This window comes from Aestuariirhabdus litorea (genome assembly GCF_003864255.1).
In the GTDB taxonomy this organism is placed as follows: Bacteria; Pseudomonadota; Gammaproteobacteria; order Pseudomonadales; family Aestuariirhabdaceae; genus Aestuariirhabdus; species Aestuariirhabdus litorea.
The window spans coordinates 1-21,722 of sequence record NZ_QWEZ01000003.1 but is presented as its reverse complement, the minus strand read 5'-3'; the positions used below and the strand labels follow the sequence as shown (position 1 = coordinate 21,722).

Below are 21,722 nucleotides of genomic sequence, written 5' to 3'. Positions count from 1 at the left end.
GAAATCCCCTCTCAACGCCAGATTTCCCCCGCCTTGGCGGTGCCTTGTCGTTGAGAAGGACGCGCATTATATAGCGAGCAGCGACTTCGTCAACTCCCTTTTCTGTGCCTTTGTGCAGAATAGGTATATCTACCTACCGCCCCCTCAACGATTGGCCACCATGCGATACACGAGCGAGGGGAACAGTCGTTTTAACCAGAGCACCTTCATCTCGGCTCCGTCGCCAACAGGAATTTCCGGCTTGCGGGCAGCCAGTCCCTTCAGTATGACCGCTGCGCAGCGGTCAACATCCATGCCGCCGTCGACATCCGCATCACTCTTGCCCGCGGTATTGCCACTGGCGGTCAGCGCATTAGTGGCCACCGACGTACGAATAAAGCCAGGGATAATCGTGGAAACCGAGATCCCCTCCGACGCCACCTCCGCCCGCAGCGCATCAAAAAAGCCAATCACGGCATGCTTGGCCGCGCAGTAACCCGTACGGTACTTAACACCCACCTTGCCGGCCACACTGGAAGTGACCGCCAGCTGCCCCTCGCCCCGCTCAAGCATATAAGGCAACAGCGCACGGGTTAAAGCGATTTGCCCCAGCACATCGACATCCAACAACCGCTTATAGACCGAGATATCGGTATCCTTGCAAAGCGAGCGCTGCGATACACCTGCGTTGTTGACCAGAAGATCCACCCGACCACTGAGCGCAACCACCTCATCGACCACCCCGGGCAGGCTCTCGATCTCGCCTACATCAAGGGGCACAACCCAGACCCGCTCCGCATCCGCTCCCCGTTCAATGCAGGCCAGCCTGACCCGCTCCAGCTCCTGCTGCCGGCGCGCCGACAACACCAAACTTGCTCCCTGGCCGGCGAACTGGTAGCTCAGCGCCTCCCCGATACCGGAAGAAGCGCCGGTTATCCATACGACCTTATTGCTGTACATCCTGATTACTCCGCTTATTTTTGTTGTAAGTGCTGCCACACTACCCCAAGACCCAGCCTCGTCCAACCCCCCCAATGGGGGCCTGGCAACACTCGCCCCCCGCCCCGGCCCAACCTTACACCCATAAAAAAAGCCCTGTTAAAACAGGGCTTTTTACATCAACACTGACGCCTCAGGTAAATCCTAGAAGGGAATGTCATCATCAAAGTCGTCGAAACCACCCGGCGCAGGCTGCTGGGCAGGCGGCTGCCCCTGGGGCGATTGTTGATATCCACCCGGCTGGCGCTGCTGCGGCGCCTGCTGCTGATAACCTGCTTGCGGCTGCCGCTGCTGTTGGGCGGGCTGCTGCTGATAGCCGCCCTGTCCTTGGGGCTGCTGGGGCGCTGCCTGTTGTGGTGCCTGCTGATAGGCGCCGCCCTGGGCGGGACCCTCTCCACGACCATCGAGCATCTGCATCTGGCCATTGATATCGACCACGATTTCGGTGGTATAACGATCCTGTCCCTGCTGGTCTTGCCACTTACGGGTCTGTAGCTTGCCCTCCAGGTAGACCTTGGAGCCCTTACGCAGGTACTGCCCCGAAATCTCCGCAAGCTTGCCAAACATCACCACCCGGTGCCATTCGGTCTTTTCCTGCGGCTGTCCGGTATTTTTATCCTTCCACTGCTCGCTTGTCGCAACACTGAGGTTCGCAACCGCATTACCATTGGGCATGTAACGCACCTCGGGGTCCGCCCCCAGGTTACCGACAATAATGACCTTATTTACACCACGCATGAAACTCTCCTGATACTCCAATCACTTAATCCAGATACACACCAAGCGCCGCCAGCGCATCGGTATCCAGCTGTTCACTCTTCACCTTGAGGTAGGCCGCCCGCTCTTTACTGATCACCACCACCTCGACCACACCCGGCACCCTGGCCAAGGCCTCCCCCACCCTGGCGGGGTCTTCATCCATCCCATCCAATCCTACCACCATGGAGCTCAGATAGGGGGGCTGCTCCATGGTAGCACTGAACAGCAGCCAAATCGCCGACCCCAGCGCCGCCAATAGAAATACACCCTCAAACCCATGCAGCTGGTAAACCGCGCCACCGGAGACCCCCCCCAGCGCCGCCCCCAGAAACTGACTGGTGGAGTAAACCCCCATCGCCGTACCCTTATTACCCGCAGGGGCCAGCTTGCTGATTAACGATGGCAGGGTCGCCTCCAGCAGGTTGAAGGCCATAAAAAAAAGAAACAGGCTGCCGACCATGGGCCACAGCGAAGTATGACTCCACAGCAGGCTCAATTCACTCAGCGTTAACAGCGCCACGGCGCCGACAAAGACGTTTTTCAGTTGGCGTTTTTTCTCACCGATGATGATAAATGGCACCATCGCCACAAACGCCGCAAACAGGCACAGCAGGTACACCCACCAGTGCTGCTCCCGGGGCAGCCCCGCTTCACCTTGCAGGGCCAGGGGCACGGCGACAAACAACGCCATGAGCACCCCATGGAGCATAAAAATCCCGAAATCCAGCCGCAGCAGCTGCGTATTGGAGAGGGTTGCCCGAATCTGGCTACTGACCGCCAGGGTATCACTGTGAGAGCGTAAAATACGCGGAGTGGGAACCCCCCACACAATGATCACCAACGCCACCATCGACAGCGCCGCCGTCACCATAAACAGGCCCGTCAACCCAAACCAGGCCGTCACCAGCGGACCCACCACCATCGCCACGCAGAAGGAGAGCCCAATACTCATTCCCACCACCGCCATCGCCCTGGTGCGACTTTGCTCCCGGGTCAGGTCGGAGAGCAGAGCCAAAATGGTACTGGCGATCGCACCGGCACCCTGCAGGCAACGCCCGACAATCACCCCATAGATGCTATCCGCTCCGGCGGCCAACAGACTGCCTGCAGCAAACAGCAGCAGCCCAGCGACGATCACCGGCTTGCGCCCGATGCGATCCGACATCATGCCGAAGGGGATCTGCAGCAGCGCCTGGGTCAGGCCATAGCCCCCAATCGCAATACCGATCAGCGCCGGCGTCGCCCCCTCAAGCTCTCCGCCATAGACGGCCAGCACGGGCAACACCATAAACAGCCCCAGCATCCGAAATGCGAAGACAGACGCCAGCGAGGCCGTCGCCTTGAGTTCCGCACTGTCCATAGAGAGTACCCGTCCGTTATGTGCCAGTTTCATAAAAGGGGGGAATTTTAACAGCTAAGGCCACCAATCACTAACGCAGTTTCACCATTCCCCAAGCTGCTCTAGCGGCCCAAAACCGTTATACTCGGCGGTTCGGTTGACGCCCGCCCAACACAGGAGGAGTCGTGGAAAATATCGTCGTAAGGGGTGCCCGCACCCACAACCTGAAGAATATCGACATTGAAATTCCGCGCGACAAACTGGTCGTTATCACCGGCCTCTCGGGGTCCGGAAAATCATCGCTGGCGTTCGACACGCTCTATGCCGAGGGACAGCGACGCTACGTGGAATCGCTCTCCACCTACGCTCGCCAGTTCCTGTCGATGATGGAGAAGCCCGATATCGATCATATCGAGGGACTCTCGCCGGCCATCTCTATCGAGCAAAAGTCCACCAGCCACAACCCACGCTCCACCGTCGGCACCATCACCGAGATCTACGACTACCTGCGCCTGCTGTTTGCCCGTGCCGGCACACCCCGTTGCCCGGACCACGACCTCCCCCTCGAGGCCCAGACCGTCAGCCAGATGGTGGACCAGGTGCTGGCCCTTGAGGAGGGCACCAAGCTGATGCTGCTGGCTCCCGTGGTACGCGAGCGCAAGGGGGAACACCTGCACGTATTCCATGAACTGCGTACCCAGGGGTTTGTTCGAGTACGGGTCAATGGCATCGTTGTCGATCTCGACCAGGTGCCCACCCTCGACAAGCGCAAGAAGCACAGTATCGAGGTGGTGGTGGATCGCTTCAAGGTTCGTGAGGACCTGCAGCTGCGCCTGGCTGAATCCTTCGAGACCGCCCTCGAGCTGGCAGACGGCATCGCCCTGGTGGCCTTTATGGATGACGAGCAGGGGGAGATGGTCTTTTCCGCCCGTTTCGCCTGCCCAACCTGCGGCCACAGTATCAACGAACTCGAGCCCCGCCTCTTCTCCTTTAACAACCCGGCCGGTGCCTGCCCTTCCTGCGACGGACTAGGCGTCAAGCAGTTCTTTGATGGCTCTCGTATCATCAGCCACCCCGACTCCACCCTCGCTGAGGGGGCTATCCGCGGCTGGGACCGGCGCAGCGTTTACTACTTCCAGATGCTGGTTTCGCTCGCCAAGCATTACCACTTTGACATCGACACCCCCTTTAGCGAACTCAGCGAAGAGCACCAGAAGTGTATTCTCCATGGCAGCGGCGACGAGCAGATCAGCTTTAACTACGTTAACGACCGCGGCGATGTGATGCAGCGCAAGCATCGCTTCGAGGGCATTATTCCCAACATGGAGCGTCGCTACCGCGACACCGACTCCCAAAGCGTGCGCGAGGAGCTGGCCAAATACCTGAGCACCCAGCCCTGTCCCTCCTGCAAAGGTAGCCGCCTGCGCCGGGATGCCCGCCATGTCTATATCGACACTGAGACCCTGCCCGATATCACCTCACGGCAAGTGGGTGCCGCGCTGGAGTACTTCGAGCGGCTGAGCCTGCCCGGACGAAAAGGTGAGATCGCCGACAAAATTCTCAAAGAGATCCGCGAGCGGCTACAATTTCTTGTCAACGTGGGGCTTAACTACCTGACCCTCGACCGTAGCGCCGACACCCTTTCCGGTGGCGAAGCCCAGCGCATCCGCCTGGCGAGCCAGATTGGCGCCGGCCTGGTGGGCGTCATGTACATCCTGGATGAGCCCTCCATTGGCCTCCATCAGCGCGATAATGAGCGCTTACTTAACACCCTCACCCACCTGCGTAATCTCGGTAATACGGTGATCGTGGTGGAGCACGACGAAGACGCCATACGGCTCGCGGATCACGTCGTCGATATCGGCCCGGGAGCCGGCGTGCACGGCGGTGAGATTGTCGCCCAGGGCACCCCGGAACAGGTAATGAGTAACGACGCCTCCCTTACCGGTAGATACCTTACCGGTAAGGAAGCAATCACTATTCCGGCTCAACGCACAGCGGCCGATCAAAAACACCGCCTCAGCCTCCGAGGGGCTTGTGGCAACAACCTGAAAAACGTCGACCTCGATATACCAGTTGGACTGATGACCTGCATCACCGGTGTTTCCGGATCCGGCAAGTCTACCCTGATCAACGGCACTCTCTATCCGCTGTGCGCGACCGCACTGAACGGTGCCACCACCCTTACCCCGGCCCCCCACTCCTGTGTGACTGGTCTCTCCCATTTCGACAAATGTATCGATATCGACCAAAGCCCCATCGGGCGCACGCCGCGATCCAATCCGGCCACCTACACCGGTATCTTTACCGGCATCCGCGAGCTATTTGCGGGCACCCAGGAGGCACGCTCCCGGGGCTACAAGCCTGGTCGTTTCAGCTTTAACGTCAAAGGTGGCCGCTGTGAATCCTGCCAGGGAGATGGCGTAATCAAGGTGGAGATGCACTTCCTGCCAGACATCTATGTACCCTGCGACGTTTGCAAGGGTAAACGCTACAACCGTGAAACCCTCGACATTCACTACAAGGGCAAAAGCATCGACGAGGTACTGGAGATGACCATTGAGGAAGCGCTGCTCTTCTTCGATGCAGTACCCGCTATTCGCCGCAAGCTACAGACCCTGATGGACGTTGGGCTTACCTATATACACCTGGGGCAAAACGCCACCACCCTCTCCGGCGGAGAAGCGCAGCGGGTCAAGCTCGCCAAGGAGCTCTCCAAACGCGACACTGGCAAAACCCTCTACATTCTGGACGAACCTACCACCGGCCTCCATTTCCACGATATCCGCCAGCTTCTGGGCGTGCTCCACCGTCTGCGCGACCACGGCAACACGGTCGTCGTCATCGAGCACAACCTTGACGTGATCAAAACGGCTGACTGGTTGATTGACCTGGGGCCCGAGGGGGGAGATGGCGGGGGAGAAATTATAGCGACCGGCACGCCCGAAGCCGTTGCCGAGAACGAGAACTCGTATACCGGCCGCTTCCTCAAGCCAATACTGGAAAAGGGGCGACTAGCGGGTTAGGCACAAAGCGTTGAAGGTGAGCTAAGCTTATTTAAAGCCTTATCTGCCGGAGGAATCACCATGCAGGCTCAAACCGTTGCCGACATTATGACCCGCGAGGTGATCAGCTGTGTTGAGAGCGACTCCCTAAAACTGGTTAACGGCCTGATGACCCAGCACAACATCCGTCACCTGCCGGTACTCGACAGCAGCAGCGGTAACTTCCTGGGGCTGTTATCCCAAAAGCACCTGCTACGGGAGGCCTTTTATCTTGCCAAATCCAGTGGGGAGGTCGACCTGGCCAACTTTGGCAACCAGATACGGGTTGAGGAGGTGTACTCCAGCGGGGTTGTCACCGCCACCCCCAACACCCCCCTGGAGGAGGCGGGGCGCTTCTTTCTCAACAGTAAACACGGCTGCCTACCGGTGCTGGAGCAGGAACGCCTGGTAGGCATGGTCACTTCGGTCGATTTTGTCCGCCTCTGCGTAGACCTACTGAAAGAACGTAACCGCCCGGCCGCCAGCTAGTCAGCACAGATCACCGGCATGGGTTCAGCGGGTACACTGAGGGTCAGTGGCAGCGCACCTTCGCAGTCCCCATCAACCTGCAGCGACTCATCGCCAGCTCCCTGCACACTCAGATGACGCGCCGTCAAGGATCGGACCGTGGTCATCCGTTCGAAGCGGCCCAGGGGAAGCGCCAACAGCACCCGCATCAGCGCCAAGGGTGAAGCCGCCTGAATCAACAACACCTGCACCTCGGGTCGCTGCAAACGCATCCGTTCAGCGATAACAAAGCTACCGGCATAAAAGCGACCATTACTGACCAGTATTGAATCCGCCCGGTAGGGCTGACCATCGACCTGCACCTGGTAATCTCGTGATCGCCAACACAGCCAGGGGGCGAGGGCAGCCAGCCCATAGGCCAGCTTCCCCCAGCGTCGCTTAACCGCCAGGTTTACCCCGCGCACCACAGCGGCATCGAATCCCACCCCCACTGAAAAGGCGAAAAGGCGACCATTTACCCGAGGCCAGTAGCACGGTTGACAGTGGTTTTGGTCCATGAGTCTCGCCAACTCCTTGGCCGAGCTGGGTAAACCCAACTCCCTGGCCACCACATTAGTGGTACCCAGGGGGATAATGGCGAGCGTGAGCCGGTCACTGCGCGCTGCCAGCCCATTGATTACCTCGTTGACGGTGCCATCCCCTCCCGCCGCAACGACCAGCCGGGCAGTGCCTGTATAGGACTCGACATAGGCACAGGCATCACCGGCCGCGCGGGTTTCGTAGCGTTCGACGAGCCAGCCCAGCACCTTCAGATGGGCCAGCGTGAGGTCAAGAAGCCGCTGATTTCGCCGACCCGCGGTGGGATTGACGACCAGCAGCAGGCGTTTGTGCGGATAATCGGCCAACACAATGCTCCCCTTCCAGAAACAAAAAAGCCGAGCAGATGCCCGGCTTTTTTGCAGTAGGTGTTACCACTTACTCTTCGCTAGCAGCCTCTTCGGCTACCGGGCGATCGACCAGCTCGACGAAGGCCATAGGGGCCTGGTCACCGGCACGGAATCCACACTTGAGAATGCGGATATAACCACCGGGACGCTCCGCGTAGCGAGGACCGATTTCACTGAACAGCTTGCCTACAGCAGCCTTGTCGCGCAGGCGATCGAACGCCAGACGACGGTTAGCTACTGAGTCCTGCTTGGCCAGGGTGATCATCGGCTCAGCTACACGACGCAGCTCTTTAGCCTTGGGTAACGTGGTCTTGATCACTTCATGCTCGACCAGTGAACAGGTCATGTTCTGGAACATGGCCTTACGGTGCGAGCTGGTGCGGTTAAGCTTTCTACCACTCTTGCGATGACGCATAACTCTAATTCCTTACCAGAGTACTAATCTGGTTACAAAGACGTTAGGCAGAAATCCTATCGTCGTTCTTCAAACTTGCAGGCGGCCAGTTATCCAACCGCATTCCCAGTGACAGACCGCGAGATGCGAGCACGTCCTTAATCTCGGTAAGGGATTTCTTACCCAGGTTAGGCGTTTTCAACAGCTCAACTTCGGTACGCTGAATCAGGTCACCAATGTAGTAGATGTTCTCTGCCTTGAGGCAGTTGGCGCTACGAACAGTCAGCTCCAGATCATCAACCGGGCGCAGCAGAATTGGATCGACTTCATCCTCTTTCTGCTCCTGAACCGGCTCACCAGGGCCCTGAAGGTCAACAAAGGTCGCCAATTGCTGCTGCAGAATGGTTGCAGCTCGGCGGATTGCTTCTTCAGGATCCAGGGTGCCATCGGTATCCAGATCCAGCACCAGCTTGTCGAGGTCGGTACGCTGCTCTACACGGGCGCTATCGACAACGTAGGCCACACGATGAACGGGGCTGTAGGTTGCGTCGATTTGCAGACGGCCGATAGAGCGGGTTTCGTCTTCGTCACTGATACGAGAATCTGCGGGCTCATAACCACGACCACGCTTTACCTTGAGTCTCATGCTGAGCTCTCCGGCCGGAGCCAGGTTGGCAATTACGTGATCGGGATTAACGATCTCAATGCTGTGATCAAGCTGGATATCAGCTGCAGTCACTGCACCCTCACCTTTCTTGGAAAGGGTCAGGACAGCTTCATCACGTTCGTGCATTTTGATCGCTACACCTTTCAGGTTAAGCAGGATCTCAATTACATCCTCCTGCACCCCTTCTAAGGCACTGTATTCGTGCTCTACGCCATCAATCTCCACCTCAACCACGGCACAGCCGGGCATGGAGGAGAGCAGAATGCGGCGCAGGGCGTTACCCAAAGTATGACCAAAACCTCGCTCGAGAGGCTCCAGAGTGACTTTGGCTCGGGTAGCGCTAATCTCCTGAACGTCGATACGCTGGGGAGTTAGAAAATCGGTTACGGAACTCTGCATGGATGTAATACCCTACTTAATGTCTATCCCTTACTTGGAGTAAAGCTCGACGATCAGGTTTTCGTTGATCTCAGCTGACAGGTCGCTGCGCTCAGGAACGGATTTGAAAACACCCTCTTTCTTGCCGGCGTCTACATCAATCCACTCAGGAGTGCCACGCTGAGCCGCCAGTTCAAGAGCAGATGCGATACGCAACTGGGTCTTGGACTTCTCACGGACAGCAACCACATCACCGCTCTTAACCTGGTAGGAAGGAATATTCACTGCCTTGCCATTTACAGTAATGGATTTGTGGCTAACCAGCTGACGCGCTTCGGCGCGAGTGGAGCCGAATCCCATACGATAAACAACGTTATCCAGACGGGATTCAAGAAGCTGAAGCAAGTTAACGCCAGTGGCGCCCTTCAGACGATCAGCTTCCTTGTAATAGCTGCGGAACTGCTTCTCCAGGATACCGTAGATACGACGTACCTTCTGCTTCTCACGAAGCTGAAGTCCGTAGTCTGACAGGCGACCACGGCGCTGGCCGTGCTGTCCTGGAGGGGTCTCGAGCTGACACTTTGAATCGAGAGCGCGTACACCGCTCTTCAGAAACAGATCAGTACCTTCGCGACGAGACAGTTTACACTTGGGACCTATATATCTAGCCATTTAACCGTCTCCTACTTACACGCGGCGCTTCTTGGGTGGACGACAACCGTTATGCGGGATCGGCGTCACATCGGTGATGTTGGTAATTTTGTAACCACAAGCATTTAGAGCGCGTATAGCAGATTCCCGGCCTGGGCCCGGTCCTTTTACACATACGTCTAAATTCTTCAGACCGTATTCAGCGGCTGCATTGCCTGCACGCTCAGCAGCTACCTGAGCTGCGAACGGGGTGCTCTTACGAGAACCACGGAAGCCGGATCCACCTGCGGTGGCCCATGCCAATGCGTTACCCTGACGGTCGGTAATGGTCACGATGGTGTTGTTAAAAGAGGCGTGGATGTGGGCAACCCCGTCGACAACCGTCTTTTTAACCTTTTTACGTGATCTAGTACCTGGCTTTGCCATATCAGAATCATTCCTATATAAAAATTTGACCACCGCCTGCCATCAGCAAGCGAAGGCTTGATTACTTACGAATCGGCTTGCGAGGACCCTTACGAGTACGCGCATTGGTCTTGGTGCGCTGGCCGCGGAGGGGAAGACTGCGACGATGACGCAGACCGCGGTAGCAACCCAAATCCATGAGTCGTTTGATGTTCATGCTGACTTCACGACGCAGATCACCTTCGGTAACCAGCTTGGAAACCGCATCACGGAGAACATCAACCTGTTCATCGCTCAATGAGCCGATCTTGGTAACCGGATCAATACCGGTTTCCGCGCACAGCTGCTGAGCAGTTGTTTTACCCACACCATAGATATAGGTAAGAGAGATAACAGCGTGTTTGTTATCTGGAATATTGACGCCAGCTATACGGGCCATCCAATTTACTCCATTTTTTTACGGACAAAGGCACCCCTGCTAACAGGGGCCATCCCAAAAGGCGGGACAGCATACCTTCAGTTGATTAATAAATCAACCGCCCGACCAATATAAGTGGCCGGGCGGAGGACTAGCGGATCCGTTATCTTAATTAGCCCTGGCGCTGCTTGTGGCGAGGCTCAGAACTGCAGATAACACGGACGGAACCGTTGCGACGAATAATCTTGCAGTTTCTGCAGATCTTCTTCACTGATGCACGTACTTTCATAATCTACTCCAAAGCTAACCGGAGAGGCTTAGCGCAGCAAACCGCCGCTGCCATAACCTTTCAGGTTAGATTTCTTCATCAAGGATTCATACTGATGTGACATCAGGTGTGACTGTACCTGAGACATAAAGTCCATCACCACCACAACCACGATCAACAATGAAGTTCCACCAAGGTAGAACGGCACATTCCATGCGACCACCAGGAACTGCGGGAGCAGGCACACAGCGGTCATATACAAGGCACCGAACAAGGTCAGCCGGGTCAACACGCCGTCAATATAGCGTGCAGACTGCTCACCGGGACGAATACCGGGAATAAAGGCGCCCGACTTCTTCAGGTTGTCGGCCACATCGTTCGGGTTAAACACCAGCGCAGTGTAGAAGAAGCAGAAGAAAATGATACCGGCCGAGAACAATACAATGTTCAGAGGCTGGCCAGGACCGATCGCCAAGGCGATATCCTGCAACCACTCCATCCCTTCACTCTGACCAAACCACTGCCCGATGGAAGCCGGGAACAGCAGGATGCTGCTGGCAAAGATAGCGGGGATAACCCCGGCCATGTTCACCTTCAGCGGCAGGTGGCTGGTTTGCGCAGCGAAGACCTTACGGCCCTGCTGACGCTTGGCGTAATTCACGGTGATACGACGCTGCCCACGCTCTACGAAGACAACAAAACCGATCACTACTACCGCCAGAGTGGCGATCGCCAGCAGCGCGATGATGTTGATATCACCCTGCCGTGCGGATTCAAAGGACTGTCCGATTGCACTGGGCAGTCCCGCCACGATACCTGCGAAGATCAGAATTGAGATACCGTTGCCAATCCCTTTTTCGGTTATCTGCTCGCCCAGCCACATCATAAAGACAGCGCCGGTAACAAAGGTAGTAACCGCAACAAAGTAGAAGCTTGCATCCGCTGTGAAGGCGATACCCTGGTTCGCTAGACCAACCGTCATACCGAAACCCTGTACCAGCGCCAGAAGCACAGTACCGTAACGTGTATATTGGCTGATCTTCCGGCGACCGGACTCACCCTCTTTCTTCAGCTGCTCAAGCTGTGGACTGACAACCGACATCAACTGCATGATGATCGATGCCGATATGTACGGCATGATACCCAGGGCGAGAACGGACATTCTCTCCAGGGCACCACCCGAAAACATATTGAACAGGCTAAGGATCGTCCCCTCGTTTTGGTTAAACAGCTGCGCCAGACGGTCCGGGTTAATTCCCGGAACCGGTATGTGTGCACCAATCCGATAAACGATGATTGCCAACAAGACAAATCTCAGACGGGCCCACAACTCACTGAGGCCACTCTGGTTACCCATTGAAGGGGTTGATCCTTTCTTAGCCATTTATTCCTCGATCTTACCACCGGCCGCTTCAATAGCAGCGCGAGCACCTTTAGTTACCATAAGCCCTTTAAGGGTTACAGCCTTGGTGATCTCACCAGACAGCACTACCTTGGCGCGCTGCATGCTTCCGTTGATGATATCAGCTGCCTTGAGGGCGTCGAGATCAATCACGTCAGCATCGATACCAGCCAGCTCGTTAAGACGAACCTCAGCGGTAACGCGCGCAAGACGAGAGCTAAAGCCGTACTTGGGCAGACGGCGAGCCAGCGGCTGCTGACCCCCTTCAAACCCAGGCTTTACACTGCCACCTGAACGGGACTTCAGACCCTTGTGGCCACGGCCACAGGTTTTGCCTAATCCACTACCGATACCGCGGCCGACACGCTTGCCGGACTTACGGCTACCAGGAGCAGGTGCAAGGGTATTAAGTTGCATAATTACTCTCCCTCAACCTGTACCATGTAAGATACTTTGTTGATCATACCGCGCACTGAAGGGGTGTCTTCCACCTCAACAGTGTGACCAATGCGGCGCAGCCCGAGACCAAGGACACAAGCCTTGTGGTTCTGCAGGCGACCGTTGGTTGAGCGGACCAGGGTTACTTTGATCTTTTTCTCAGCCATTGTACTACCCCAGAATCTCTTCGACAGACTTACCGCGCTTGGCGGCCACTGACGCAGGTGCACGCATCTCTTTCAAACCCTTGAAGGTCGCGTAAACGACGTTAACGGGGTTGGTTGAGCCGTAGCACTTAGCCAGTACGTTTTGAACACCTGCAACTTCCAGTACAGCACGCATTGCACCACCGGCGATAACACCGGTACCTTCAGATGCTGGCTGCATGTAAACCTTGGATGCACCGTGGCGGGCCTTAACGGGGTACTGCAGAGTAGTACCGTTGAGATCCACCTCAATCATGTTGCGACGTGCATTTTCCATCGACTTCTGGATGGCAACCGGCACTTCGCGTGCCTTGCCGCGGCCGAAGCCTACCTTACCGTTACCGTCACCAACGATGGTCAGTGCGGTAAAGCTGAAGATACGACCACCTTTTACGGTCTTGGCAACACGGTTGACTCCAACCAGTTTCTCGATGTAGCCGTCGTCACTTTTACGTTCGTTGTTCGCCATGTTTCTACCCTTAGAATTCCAGACCACCGTCGCGTGCGGCATCTGCAAGAGCCTTCACACGACCGTGATACTTGTAACCGGAGCGATCAAACGCAACCTTGGTAACGCCGGCAGCTTTACCGCGCTCTGCAATCAGAGCACCGACTTTGCTGGCAGCATCAACATTACTGGTTGCACCTTCACGCAGTTCCTTATCCAGCGTAGAAGCACTGGCCAACACCTTGTCACCCTCGCCGCTGATCAGCTGGGCGTAGATGTGTTGATTGGAACGATGCACACTGAGACGAACCGCACCGAGTTCACGCATTTTAAAGCGAGCACGGCGGGCACGACGCAAACGGGATTCTCTTTTAACGCTCATTTCAATGCCCCACCTTACTTCTTCTTAGCCTCTTTACGACGAACAAACTCGTCAGCGTAGCGAACACCCTTGCCCTTGTAAGGCTCGGGCGGACGGAACGAGCGAATTTCAGCCGCAACCTGTCCAACCAACTGCTTGTCGATACCTTTGATAACAACTTCAGTCTGGCTTGGGGTTTCTGCAGTTACGCCTTCGGGAAGGTCGTAATTAACGGGGTGGGAATAGCCCAGGGTCAGGTTCAGGGTATTACCCTGAGCTGCCGCACGGTAACCAACACCGATCAACTGCAGTTTCTTCTCGTATCCCTGGGTTACGCCAACAACCATGTTGTTAACGAGGGCACGAGTGGTACCCGCCAGCGCACGAGATTGCTTAGCACCATCGCGTGGAGCGAAGGTCAGCACATTCTCTTCCTGCTTAACTTCGACATTGTTGTGAATGTCGAGCTGCAGAGTACCTTTTCCACCTTTAATGGACAGTTCCTGACCATTAAGAGTGACCTGAACACCGCTTGGGATTTCTACTGGGGCTTTAGCTACTCGAGACATAGTTCCCCCTTAGAATACGGTGCAAAGGATTTCGCCACCCACGCCAGCAGCGCGTGCAGCACGATCAGTCATCACACCACGATTGGTGGAGACGATAGCTACGCCCAGGCCGCCATTGACCTTGGGCAGATCATCCTTACTGGAATAGGCGCGCAGCCCTGGACGGCTAGTGCGCTTCAACTGCTCGATGACGGGCTTGCCTTCGAAGTACTTGAGCTCGATGCTCAGCACAGGCTTAGCGTCACCTTCGACAGTAAATTCACCCACATAACCTTCATCCTTCAAGACCTTCGCAACAGCGACCTTGATCTTGGAGGAGGGCATGCTGACAGAGGCTTTCTCTGCCATCTGGGCATTACGGATACGAGTCAGCATATCTGCCAACGGGTCCTGCATACTCATGTCTAAATTCTCCTAAACTAAATTCAGTGATTTACCAGCTGGCCTTAACCAGGCCGGGAACATCACCACGCATAGCTGCTTCACGCAGCTTAATCCGGCTGAGGCCGAACTTGCGAAGGTAACCGTGTGGACGACCGGTTACCCGGCAACGGTTACGCTGACGAACAGGGCTTGCATTGCGCGGCAGCTTCTGCAGCGCAATCTGGGCTTCCCACTTGTCATCATCACTCGCGTTCATATCGGCCAGCACAGCCTTGATAGCAGCTCGCTTGGCGGCGTACTTTTCAACAGTACGCGCACGCTTCAGCTCACGCTGTTTCATTGAAATCTTTGCCATAAGACTAAGCCTTTCCTAGTTTCTGAACGGGAAGTTGAACGCCTTTAACAGCGCACGACCTTCGTCATCATTACGAGCAGAGGTGGTCACGGTGATATCGAGTCCACGGAGAGTATCGATCTGATCGTACTCGATTTCCGGGAACATGATCTGCTCCTTGACGCCCATGCTGTAGTTTCCACGGCCATCGAATGACTTAGCATTCAGACCACGGAAATCGCGGATACGAGGAATGGAGATAGACAGCAGGCGATCCAGGAACTCATACATGCGCTCGCTGCGCAGAGTCACTTTAACACCAATCGGCCAACCTTCACGAACCTTAAAGCCCGCTACGGATTTACGAGCTTTAGTCACAACAGGCTTTTGACCGGAGATTTTCTCCATGTCAGCCAGTGCGAACTCGATAACCTTCTTATCTGCTACCGCTTCACCAAGACCCATGTTCAGGGTGATCTTGGTGATCTTCGGCACCTCGTTTACATTCGCCAGACCAAGCTCTTCTTTCAGCTTAGGCACCAGCTCATTGTTATAGATCTCTTTTAATCTTGCCATGATCGTTACCTAGCCAAATTAACCGTCGATTTTGGTTTTGGTGGACTTGAAGACACGGACTTTTTCCTTGCCTTCACCATCAAAACCAACGCGGTCTGCTTTTTGAGTTTCGGGGTTAAAAATGGCGACATTGGAGGCTTGAATGGCGGCCTCTTTCTCTACGATGCCACCAGGCTTACCCATCATGGGGTTAGGCTTGGTGTGCTTCTTCACCATATTGATACCAGACACGATAAGCTTGCCGTCGTCATTTACTTTAACGACCTTGCCGCGCTTACCCTTGTCCTTACCCGTGATAACGATGACTTCATCGTCTTTTTTAATCTTACGCATTTCCGAATCCTCTCCTTACAGCACTTCAGGTGCGAGAGAAATAATCTTCATGAACTGTTCACCGCGCAGTTCACGAGTAACAGGTCCGAAGATACGTGTACCGATCGGCTGATTGCTCGCGTTCAGCAGTACGGCAGCGTTGCCATCGAAACGGATCAGGGATCCATCAGGACGACGCACACCTTTGCGCGTACGAACAACAACAGCGTTCATTACCTGGCCCTTCTTGACCTTACCACGAGGAATCGCTTCCTTAACGGTCACTTTGATGATGTCACCTACACCGGCATAACGACGGTGGGAGCCACCCAGGACCTTGATACACATAACTCGACGAGCGCCGCTGTTATCAGCAACATCAAGCATTGATTGTGTTTGAATCATCTTCTTTCTCCGTACCCGGGCTTATTCAGCCCGAGACTCGATCCAATTTAGATCTGAGTAGCTTTCTCATCGATTGAAACCAGCTCGAAGAACTTAGTCTTCGACATAGGCTTGATTTCGCGAATAGTCACTACATCACCAATATTGCACTCATTGTTTGCGTCATGGGCATGCAACTTGGTGGAGCGCGTCATGTACTTACCGTAGATGTCGTGCTTCACCTGGCGCTCAACGAGAACCGTAATGGATTTCTCCATTTTGTTGCTTACAACCCTGCCGCTAAGAGTGCGCACTTTCTTTTCTGTGTCAGCCATCTTAGTTACCTGCTTTCTCATTCAGCACAGTTTTTACCCGAGCGATATCACGCTTAACCTGCTGCAGCAGATGAGACTGACCAAGCTGGCCAGTCGCAAGTTGCATGCGGTAGTTAAACTGATCGCGGCGCAAAGCCAGTAGCTGAGTATTCAGCTCCTCGACAGATTTTTCACGCAGTTCTGTTGCTTTCATTACATCACCGTCCGCTTAACGAAGGTGGTTTCAATCGGCAGCTTAGCGGCGGCCAGAGCAAAAGCCTCACGGGCCAGCTCTTCGGAAACACCTTCCATTTCGTACAAAACACGGCCTGGTTGAATCTGGCAGATCCAGTACTCAACGTTACCCTTACCCTTACCCTGACGCACTTCAAGCGGCTTACCAGTGATCGGCTTGTCGGGGAAAATCCGGATCCAGATCTTACCACCACGCTTGATATGACGAGTCATGGCACGACGAGCCGCTTCGATTTGACGAGCGGTGATACGACCACGACCGGTTGCTTTCAGAGCATACTCACCGAAGCTAACTGTGCTGCCACGCTGAGCCAGACCGCGGTTACGGCCTTTCTGTTGCTTACGAAACTTCGTACGCTTTGGCATTAACATGTGCGTACTCCTTATTTAGCCGCTTTCTTCTTGGCGGGCTTGGGTGCTTCCAGCTCTTGCTGAACGCCACCGATCACTTCGCCTTTGAAGATCCAAACCTTAACACCCAGGATGCCGTACGTAGTTGTAGCTTCGTAGCTGGCATAGTCGATATCTGCACGCAGAGTGTGCAGCGGTACACGACCTTCCCGGTACCATTCGGTGCGGGCAATCTCAGCACCGCCTAGACGGCCGCTGATCTGAATTTTGATTCCCTTGGCACCCAGACGCATGGTGTTCTGCACAGAACGCTTCATGGCACGACGGAACATCACACGACGCTCCAACTGGCCACAGATGTTCTGGGCAACCAACATGGCGTCCAGCTCAGGCTTACGCACTTCCTCGATGTTGATGTGCACAGGCACACCCATCATCTTGGAAATCTCAGCACGCAGTTTCTCAACATCTTCACCTTTCTTACCGATCACGATACCGGGACGGGCAGTGTGGATGGTGATGCGCGCGCTTTGTGATGGACGGTGAATGTCCACACGGCTAACGGAGGCGCTCTTCAGCTTCTCCTGGATAAATTCACGAACCTGCAGATCGGTGATCAGCTTGTCCGCGTAGTCCCGGCCGTCGGCGTACCATACAGAGGTATGATTCTTGACGATACCGAGGCGAATGCCAGTAGGATGTACTTTCTGACCCATCTGATCGTCTCCTTATTTCTCAGCAACCTTGACAGTAATGTGGCAAGACCGCTTGATGATGCGATCAGCTCGACCTTTGGCACGAGGTCGGATGCGCTTCAAGGAACGTCCTTCGTCTACGCAGACGGTGGAAACCTTGAGCTCATCAACATCGGCCCCTTCGTTGTGTTCAGCATTGGCGATAGCAGACTCAAGAACCTTCTTGACCAGCACAGCCGCCTTTTTGTTACTGAAACTTAAAATATTCAGCGCTTCATCAACCGCTTTCCCGCGAATCTGGTCTGCAACCAAGCGAGCTTTTTGGGCTGAAATGTTAGCGCCTTTGTGCATAGCAGCTACTTCTTGCATCTCAATGCCCTCTTAGCGCTTCTTGGCTTTCTTATCCGCAGCATGACCGCGATAAGTGCGGGTAGCAGCGAATTCGCCCAGCTTGTGACCAACCATATCTTCGTTAACGAAGACGGGTACGTGTTGACGTCCATTATGAACCGCGATGGTCAGACCGACCATTTGAGGCAGAATCATAGATCGACGCGACCAAGTTTTAATGGGACGCTTGTCGTTTTTTTCAACAGCATCCTCAACCTTCTTCAACAAATGAAGGTCAATAAATGGACCTTTTTTTAGTGAACGTGGCACTGTCGGTTCCTCTATTTAATTACTTAGACCCGCGACGACGAACAATCATCTTGTCCGTGCGCTTGTTGCTACGAGTCTTACGACCCTTAGTAGGTACGCCCCAGGGTGTCACAGGATGACGACCACCGGAGGTACGACCTTCACCACCACCGTGTGGGTGATCAACCGGGTTCATGGCAACACCACGAACGGTCGGACGAACACCGCGCCAACGGCTGGCACCGGCCTTACCGAGGGAACGAAGGTTATGTTCGCTGTTGGAAACCTCGCCCAGAGTAGCGACACACTCAGCCAGCACCTTACGCATCTCACCGCTGCGAAGACGCAGGGTGACGTAGGAACCTTCACGAGCCACTAACTGAACAGAAGTACCGGCACTACGCGCGATCTGCGCGCCCTTGCCAGGCTTCAGCTCTACACAGTGAATCACACTACCCACAGGAATGTTGCGCAGCGGCATGCAGTTACCGGCCTTGATCGGCGCATCTGCTGCAGTGATCAGCTGATCACCTGCTTTAACACCCTTGGGGGCGATGATGTAACGACGCTCACCGTCAGCATACTTAAGCAGAGCGATGTAAGCGGTACGGTTAGGATCGTACTCGATACGCTCTACAGTCGCAGGGATTCCCTCTTTGTTACGACGGAAATCAACCAGACGATAATGCTGCTTGTGACCACCCCCTTTATGGCGGGTAGTGATGCGTCCATTGTTGTTACGACCGCCATTCTTGCCCTTCTTCTCTACCAGAGGAGCGTAAGGCGCACCCTTGTGCAGATCGGGGTTAACGATCTTGACGACAAAGCGACGACCAGCGGAAGTAGGTTTACATTTTACAATAGCCATACTTTTACCCCTTACCCTGCATTAGCAAAGTCGATGTCTTGACCCTGCTCCAGACTGACGTAAGCCTTCTTCCAGTCAGAACGCTTGCCCATACCACGGACAGTGCGTTTCGTCTTGCCTTTCACATTAACGGTGGCAACAGACTTGACCTTCACTTCGAACAGCTGCTCGACGGCCTTTTTGATCTCCAGCTTGGTCGCATCCTTAGCTACCTTGAACACGTACTGACCCTTGGCCTCAGCCAGGATTGTCGCCTTCTCGGAAATGTGCGGACCTTGCAGTACCTGGAAAACGCGTTCCTGATTCATCCCAGCATCTCCTCAAACTTCTTCAGGGCAGCAACGGTCGCTACCACTTTTTCGTACGAGACCATGCTGACAGGGTCAGCCGCGCTAACATCACGCACATCTACGTGAGCGATATTGCGAGCACCCAGGTACAGATTCTCATCCACTGAATCAGCGATGATCAGAGCTTTCTCGGCACCCAGCTCTTTCAGCTTGGCGATAACTTCTTTGGTCTTCGGCGCAGATACGGCGAAATCCTCAACTACCACCAGACGCTCCTGGCGAACCAGCTCGGAGAGAATAGAGCGCAGGGCAGCGCGGTACATCTTCTTGTTGAGCTTCTGGCTGTGATCCTGCGGCTTGGCAGCAAAGGTCACACCACCGCTGCGCCAGATGGGGCTACGGATGGTACCAGCACGGGCACGACCGGTGCCCTTCTGACGCCAAGGCTTACGACCACCACCACTTACTTCGCTACGAGTCTTCTGGGCACGAGTACCCTGACGAGCGCCAGCAAGATAAGCAGTAACGGCCTGGTGAACCAGAGTCTCGTTAAACTCACAACCGAAAGTGCGATCGGAAACCTGCAGGGTTCCTGCACCATTTACATTCAAATCCATGGCTTAATCCCCTTAGGCGCGCGCTTTAACAGCAGGCTGAACAACCACATCAGCACCTGTAGCACCAGGCACCGCACCCTTGATCAGCAGAAGATTACGCTCTGCATCAACGCGTACCACTTCCAGTGACTGGACGGTTACACGCTCAGCACCCATGTGCCCGGACATCTTCTTGCCCTTGAACACACGACCAGGAGTCTGACACTGACCGATAGAACCTGGCGCACGATGCGACAGAGAGTTACCGTGAGTGGCATCCTGCATGCTGAAATTCCAGCGCTTGATGGCACCGGCAAAGCCCTTACCTTTGGACTGACCGGTAACATCAACTTTCTGACCGGCTTCGAAACGGTCAACACCAAGCTGATCACCCACCTGGAAAGACTCTTCGCCTTCCACACGAAACTCCCACAGACCACGACCGGCTTCGGTATTGGCCTTAGCGAAATGGCCTGCCATCGGCTTGGTAACCCGAGTAGCGCGACGTGACCCGGTAGTTACCTGAACAGCTGCATAGCCATCGGTCTCTACGGATTTCACTTGAGTGATTCGATTGGGATCAACTTCAACAACAGTGACGGGGATAGAAACGCCGTCTTCGGTAAAAATACGGGTCATACCGCACTTCTTGCCGACTAATCCAATAGTCATTGATTTAACCTCTATATGTGTACGGGGCTTTAACCCGCTATGGCCGCCCATTTCAGAGCGTTACACCAAACAATACACCCGCATTGCGAGTGCACCTTGATCGATTAATCTGGTAAGCGTTACGCCAGGCTAATCTGAACCTCAACACCGGCTGCCAGATCGAGCTTCATCAGCGCATCTACTGTCTTCTCAGTAGGCTCAACGATGTCGAGCAGACGCTTATGAGTGCGAATCTCGTACTGATCACGCGCATCCTTGTTGACGTGCGGAGAGATCAATACGGTGAAGCGCTCTTTTTTAGTGGGCAGCGGGATAGGACCACGCACCTGGGCACCAGTACGCTTAGCGGACTCAACAATCTCTTGAGTGGACTGGTCGATCAGACGGTGATCAAACGCCTTCAGGCGAATACGAATTTGCTGGCTTTGCATGATGCAAATAACTCCAAGATTAAAGAACTAAGCTAGACACGCGATGTTGCCATAGCAAAAGGAGGCGCAATTCTACAGACGCCCCAGATCGCTGTCAAGCACACAAGCAAAGAAAGGCCCCGCATCTAGCGGGGCCCCTCTATATTCAGGTTTGAACTAAAAGCTACTTATTCAATAACTNCCACCCTCACGGATAGCGAAACGCAGACCTTCGTCCATTGCTACCGGCGCGATCAGGGTAACGGTCATCTGAACGTTATCGCCGGGCATTACCATCTCAACACCCTCAGGCAGTTCGCAAGAACCGGTGATGTCAGTGGTACGGAAGTAGAACTGGGGACGGTAGCCCTTGAAGAATGGAGTGTGACGACCACCCTCATCCTTGCTCAGCACGTAGACTTCAGACTCGAACTTGGTGTGAGGAGTGATAGAACCGGGCTTAGCCAGTACCTGACCACGCTCAACGTCGTCACGCTTGGTA

Annotated in this window: 35 protein-coding genes; 2 read left to right on the top strand and 33 right to left on the bottom strand. The window is 54.9% G+C overall.

Translation table 11 applies throughout. The annotated features are described in order from the left end of the window. Positions 1-144: 144 nt before the first annotated feature. From D0544_RS16915 to D0544_RS16905, 3 genes are all read right to left on the bottom strand, one after another. Positions 145-939, bottom strand: coding sequence for an SDR family oxidoreductase (locus tag D0544_RS16915; RefSeq protein WP_125018459.1), 795 nt, complete (start codon positions 937-939; stop codon positions 145-147). A gap of 183 nt (positions 940-1,122) precedes the next feature. Then, the gene (ssb, locus tag D0544_RS16910) at positions 1,123-1,716 is read right to left on the bottom strand and encodes a single-stranded DNA-binding protein (protein ID WP_125018457.1); all 594 of its coding nucleotides are present in this window, start codon (positions 1,714-1,716) and stop codon (positions 1,123-1,125) included. A 25-nt stretch (positions 1,717-1,741) separates the two neighbouring features. Next, entirely contained in the window at positions 1,742-3,097 is a 1,356-nt protein-coding gene (locus tag D0544_RS16905; protein WP_207905946.1) for an MFS transporter, read from the bottom strand. Between the two features lie 164 nt (positions 3,098-3,261). Between D0544_RS16905 and uvrA the strand changes: the two genes are divergently transcribed. Together uvrA and D0544_RS16895 are read left to right on the top strand one after the other, a co-directional pair. Beyond that, positions 3,262-6,102, top strand: a complete 2,841-nt coding sequence (gene uvrA, locus D0544_RS16900) for an excinuclease ABC subunit UvrA (RefSeq protein WP_125018453.1) — start codon at positions 3,262-3,264, stop codon at positions 6,100-6,102. Between the two features lie 60 nt (positions 6,103-6,162). Next, positions 6,163-6,609, top strand: coding sequence for a CBS domain-containing protein (locus tag D0544_RS16895; RefSeq protein ID WP_125018451.1), 447 nt, complete (start codon positions 6,163-6,165; stop codon positions 6,607-6,609). Here the strand turns inward: D0544_RS16895 and D0544_RS16890 are convergent. From D0544_RS16890 to D0544_RS16745, 30 genes are all read right to left on the bottom strand, one after another. Beyond that, entirely contained in the window at positions 6,606-7,493 is an 888-nt protein-coding gene (locus D0544_RS16890) for a diacylglycerol/lipid kinase family protein (protein ID WP_164880964.1), read from the bottom strand. The two genes, D0544_RS16895 and D0544_RS16890, sit on opposite strands and share 4 nt — an antisense overlap. A gap of 70 nt (positions 7,494-7,563) precedes the next feature. After that, on the bottom strand, positions 7,564-7,950 hold the full coding sequence (gene rplQ / locus D0544_RS16885) for a 50S ribosomal protein L17 (RefSeq protein ID WP_125018447.1): 387 nt from the start codon (positions 7,948-7,950) through the stop codon (positions 7,564-7,566). A 43-nt stretch (positions 7,951-7,993) separates the two neighbouring features. Beyond that, a complete protein-coding gene (locus D0544_RS16880; RefSeq protein WP_125018445.1) occupies positions 7,994-8,995 on the bottom strand; it encodes a DNA-directed RNA polymerase subunit alpha in 1,002 nt (333 codons plus the stop codon). 30 nt (positions 8,996-9,025) lie between these two features. Further along, on the bottom strand, positions 9,026-9,646 hold the full coding sequence (gene rpsD / locus D0544_RS16875) for a 30S ribosomal protein S4 (RefSeq protein ID WP_125018443.1): 621 nt from the start codon (positions 9,644-9,646) through the stop codon (positions 9,026-9,028). A gap of 15 nt (positions 9,647-9,661) precedes the next feature. Continuing rightward, entirely contained in the window at positions 9,662-10,051 is a 390-nt protein-coding gene (gene rpsK, locus D0544_RS16870; protein ID WP_125018441.1) for a 30S ribosomal protein S11, read from the bottom strand. Between the two features lie 61 nt (positions 10,052-10,112). After that, complete coding sequence (rpsM, locus tag D0544_RS16865; RefSeq protein WP_125018439.1) at positions 10,113-10,469, bottom strand: 30S ribosomal protein S13; 357 nt, start codon at positions 10,467-10,469, stop codon at positions 10,113-10,115. A 151-nt stretch (positions 10,470-10,620) separates the two neighbouring features. After that, positions 10,621-10,737 (bottom strand): 50S ribosomal protein L36, encoded by a 117-nt coding sequence (gene rpmJ, locus D0544_RS16860; protein WP_125018437.1) that lies wholly within the window; start codon positions 10,735-10,737, stop codon positions 10,621-10,623. A gap of 28 nt (positions 10,738-10,765) precedes the next feature. Beyond that, the gene (secY, locus tag D0544_RS16855; protein WP_125018435.1) at positions 10,766-12,100 is read right to left on the bottom strand and encodes a preprotein translocase subunit SecY; all 1,335 of its coding nucleotides are present in this window, start codon (positions 12,098-12,100) and stop codon (positions 10,766-10,768) included. Then, positions 12,101-12,535: a 50S ribosomal protein L15 gene (rplO, locus tag D0544_RS16850; RefSeq protein ID WP_125018433.1), complete on the bottom strand. Its 435-nt coding sequence runs from the start codon at positions 12,533-12,535 to the stop codon at positions 12,101-12,103. A gap of 2 nt (positions 12,536-12,537) precedes the next feature. Continuing rightward, positions 12,538-12,723 (bottom strand): 50S ribosomal protein L30, encoded by a 186-nt coding sequence (gene rpmD, locus D0544_RS16845; RefSeq protein WP_125018431.1) that lies wholly within the window; start codon positions 12,721-12,723, stop codon positions 12,538-12,540. A gap of 4 nt (positions 12,724-12,727) precedes the next feature. Beyond that, positions 12,728-13,231: a 30S ribosomal protein S5 gene (rpsE, locus tag D0544_RS16840; protein WP_125018461.1), complete on the bottom strand. Its 504-nt coding sequence runs from the start codon at positions 13,229-13,231 to the stop codon at positions 12,728-12,730. 10 nt (positions 13,232-13,241) lie between these two features. Further along, positions 13,242-13,592: a 50S ribosomal protein L18 gene (gene rplR, locus D0544_RS16835; RefSeq protein ID WP_125018429.1), complete on the bottom strand. Its 351-nt coding sequence runs from the start codon at positions 13,590-13,592 to the stop codon at positions 13,242-13,244. 14 nt (positions 13,593-13,606) lie between these two features. Next, entirely contained in the window at positions 13,607-14,140 is a 534-nt protein-coding gene (gene rplF / locus D0544_RS16830) for a 50S ribosomal protein L6 (protein WP_125018427.1), read from the bottom strand. Between the two features lie 9 nt (positions 14,141-14,149). Beyond that, the gene (gene rpsH, locus D0544_RS16825) at positions 14,150-14,542 is read right to left on the bottom strand and encodes a 30S ribosomal protein S8 (protein ID WP_125018425.1); all 393 of its coding nucleotides are present in this window, start codon (positions 14,540-14,542) and stop codon (positions 14,150-14,152) included. A 31-nt stretch (positions 14,543-14,573) separates the two neighbouring features. Next, positions 14,574-14,879 carry a 30S ribosomal protein S14 gene (gene rpsN, locus D0544_RS16820; protein WP_125018423.1) on the bottom strand — a complete coding sequence of 102 codons (306 nt, stop codon included), beginning with the start codon at positions 14,877-14,879 and terminating at the stop codon, positions 14,574-14,576. A gap of 15 nt (positions 14,880-14,894) precedes the next feature. Then, a complete protein-coding gene (gene rplE / locus D0544_RS16815; RefSeq protein ID WP_125018421.1) occupies positions 14,895-15,434 on the bottom strand; it encodes a 50S ribosomal protein L5 in 540 nt (179 codons plus the stop codon). Positions 15,435-15,452: 18 nt separating this feature from the next. Further along, positions 15,453-15,767 (bottom strand): 50S ribosomal protein L24, encoded by a 315-nt coding sequence (gene rplX, locus D0544_RS16810; RefSeq protein ID WP_125018419.1) that lies wholly within the window; start codon positions 15,765-15,767, stop codon positions 15,453-15,455. Between the two features lie 15 nt (positions 15,768-15,782). After that, positions 15,783-16,151: a 50S ribosomal protein L14 gene (rplN, locus tag D0544_RS16805; protein WP_125018417.1), complete on the bottom strand. Its 369-nt coding sequence runs from the start codon at positions 16,149-16,151 to the stop codon at positions 15,783-15,785. 47 nt (positions 16,152-16,198) lie between these two features. Then, positions 16,199-16,465, bottom strand: a complete 267-nt coding sequence (gene rpsQ / locus D0544_RS16800; protein WP_125018416.1) for a 30S ribosomal protein S17 — start codon at positions 16,463-16,465, stop codon at positions 16,199-16,201. Between the two features lies 1 nt (position 16,466). Continuing rightward, positions 16,467-16,658 (bottom strand): 50S ribosomal protein L29, encoded by a 192-nt coding sequence (rpmC, locus tag D0544_RS16795; RefSeq protein ID WP_125018414.1) that lies wholly within the window; start codon positions 16,656-16,658, stop codon positions 16,467-16,469. Beyond that, entirely contained in the window at positions 16,658-17,071 is a 414-nt protein-coding gene (rplP, locus tag D0544_RS16790) for a 50S ribosomal protein L16 (protein WP_125018412.1), read from the bottom strand. The genes rpmC and rplP overlap by 1 nt, the downstream gene beginning before the upstream one ends. Positions 17,072-17,082: 11 nt before the next feature. After that, positions 17,083-17,766, bottom strand: a complete 684-nt coding sequence (gene rpsC / locus D0544_RS16785) for a 30S ribosomal protein S3 (protein WP_125018410.1) — start codon at positions 17,764-17,766, stop codon at positions 17,083-17,085. A 12-nt stretch (positions 17,767-17,778) separates the two neighbouring features. Then, positions 17,779-18,114, bottom strand: coding sequence for a 50S ribosomal protein L22 (rplV, locus tag D0544_RS16780; protein WP_125018408.1), 336 nt, complete (start codon positions 18,112-18,114; stop codon positions 17,779-17,781). 12 nt (positions 18,115-18,126) lie between these two features. After that, positions 18,127-18,405, bottom strand: a complete 279-nt coding sequence (rpsS, locus tag D0544_RS16775; RefSeq protein WP_125018406.1) for a 30S ribosomal protein S19 — start codon at positions 18,403-18,405, stop codon at positions 18,127-18,129. Positions 18,406-18,424: 19 nt separating this feature from the next. Continuing rightward, a complete protein-coding gene (gene rplB, locus D0544_RS16770) occupies positions 18,425-19,252 on the bottom strand; it encodes a 50S ribosomal protein L2 (RefSeq protein WP_125018404.1) in 828 nt (275 codons plus the stop codon). An 11-nt stretch (positions 19,253-19,263) separates the two neighbouring features. Next, positions 19,264-19,560, bottom strand: coding sequence for a 50S ribosomal protein L23 (gene rplW / locus D0544_RS16765; RefSeq protein WP_125018402.1), 297 nt, complete (start codon positions 19,558-19,560; stop codon positions 19,264-19,266). Continuing rightward, positions 19,557-20,159 carry a 50S ribosomal protein L4 gene (rplD, locus tag D0544_RS16760; RefSeq protein WP_125018400.1) on the bottom strand — a complete coding sequence of 201 codons (603 nt, stop codon included), beginning with the start codon at positions 20,157-20,159 and terminating at the stop codon, positions 19,557-19,559. The genes rplW and rplD overlap by 4 nt, the downstream gene beginning before the upstream one ends. Before the next feature lie 12 nt (positions 20,160-20,171). Then, complete coding sequence (gene rplC, locus D0544_RS16755) at positions 20,172-20,810, bottom strand: 50S ribosomal protein L3 (protein ID WP_125018398.1); 639 nt, start codon at positions 20,808-20,810, stop codon at positions 20,172-20,174. 119 nt (positions 20,811-20,929) lie between these two features. Beyond that, positions 20,930-21,241, bottom strand: a complete 312-nt coding sequence (gene rpsJ / locus D0544_RS16750; RefSeq protein ID WP_125018396.1) for a 30S ribosomal protein S10 — start codon at positions 21,239-21,241, stop codon at positions 20,930-20,932. A gap of 171 nt (positions 21,242-21,412) precedes the next feature. After that, positions 21,413-21,722: EF-Tu C-terminal domain-related protein (locus D0544_RS16745; protein WP_481147845.1), on the bottom strand; the 310-nt coding region annotated here is incomplete at its 5' end.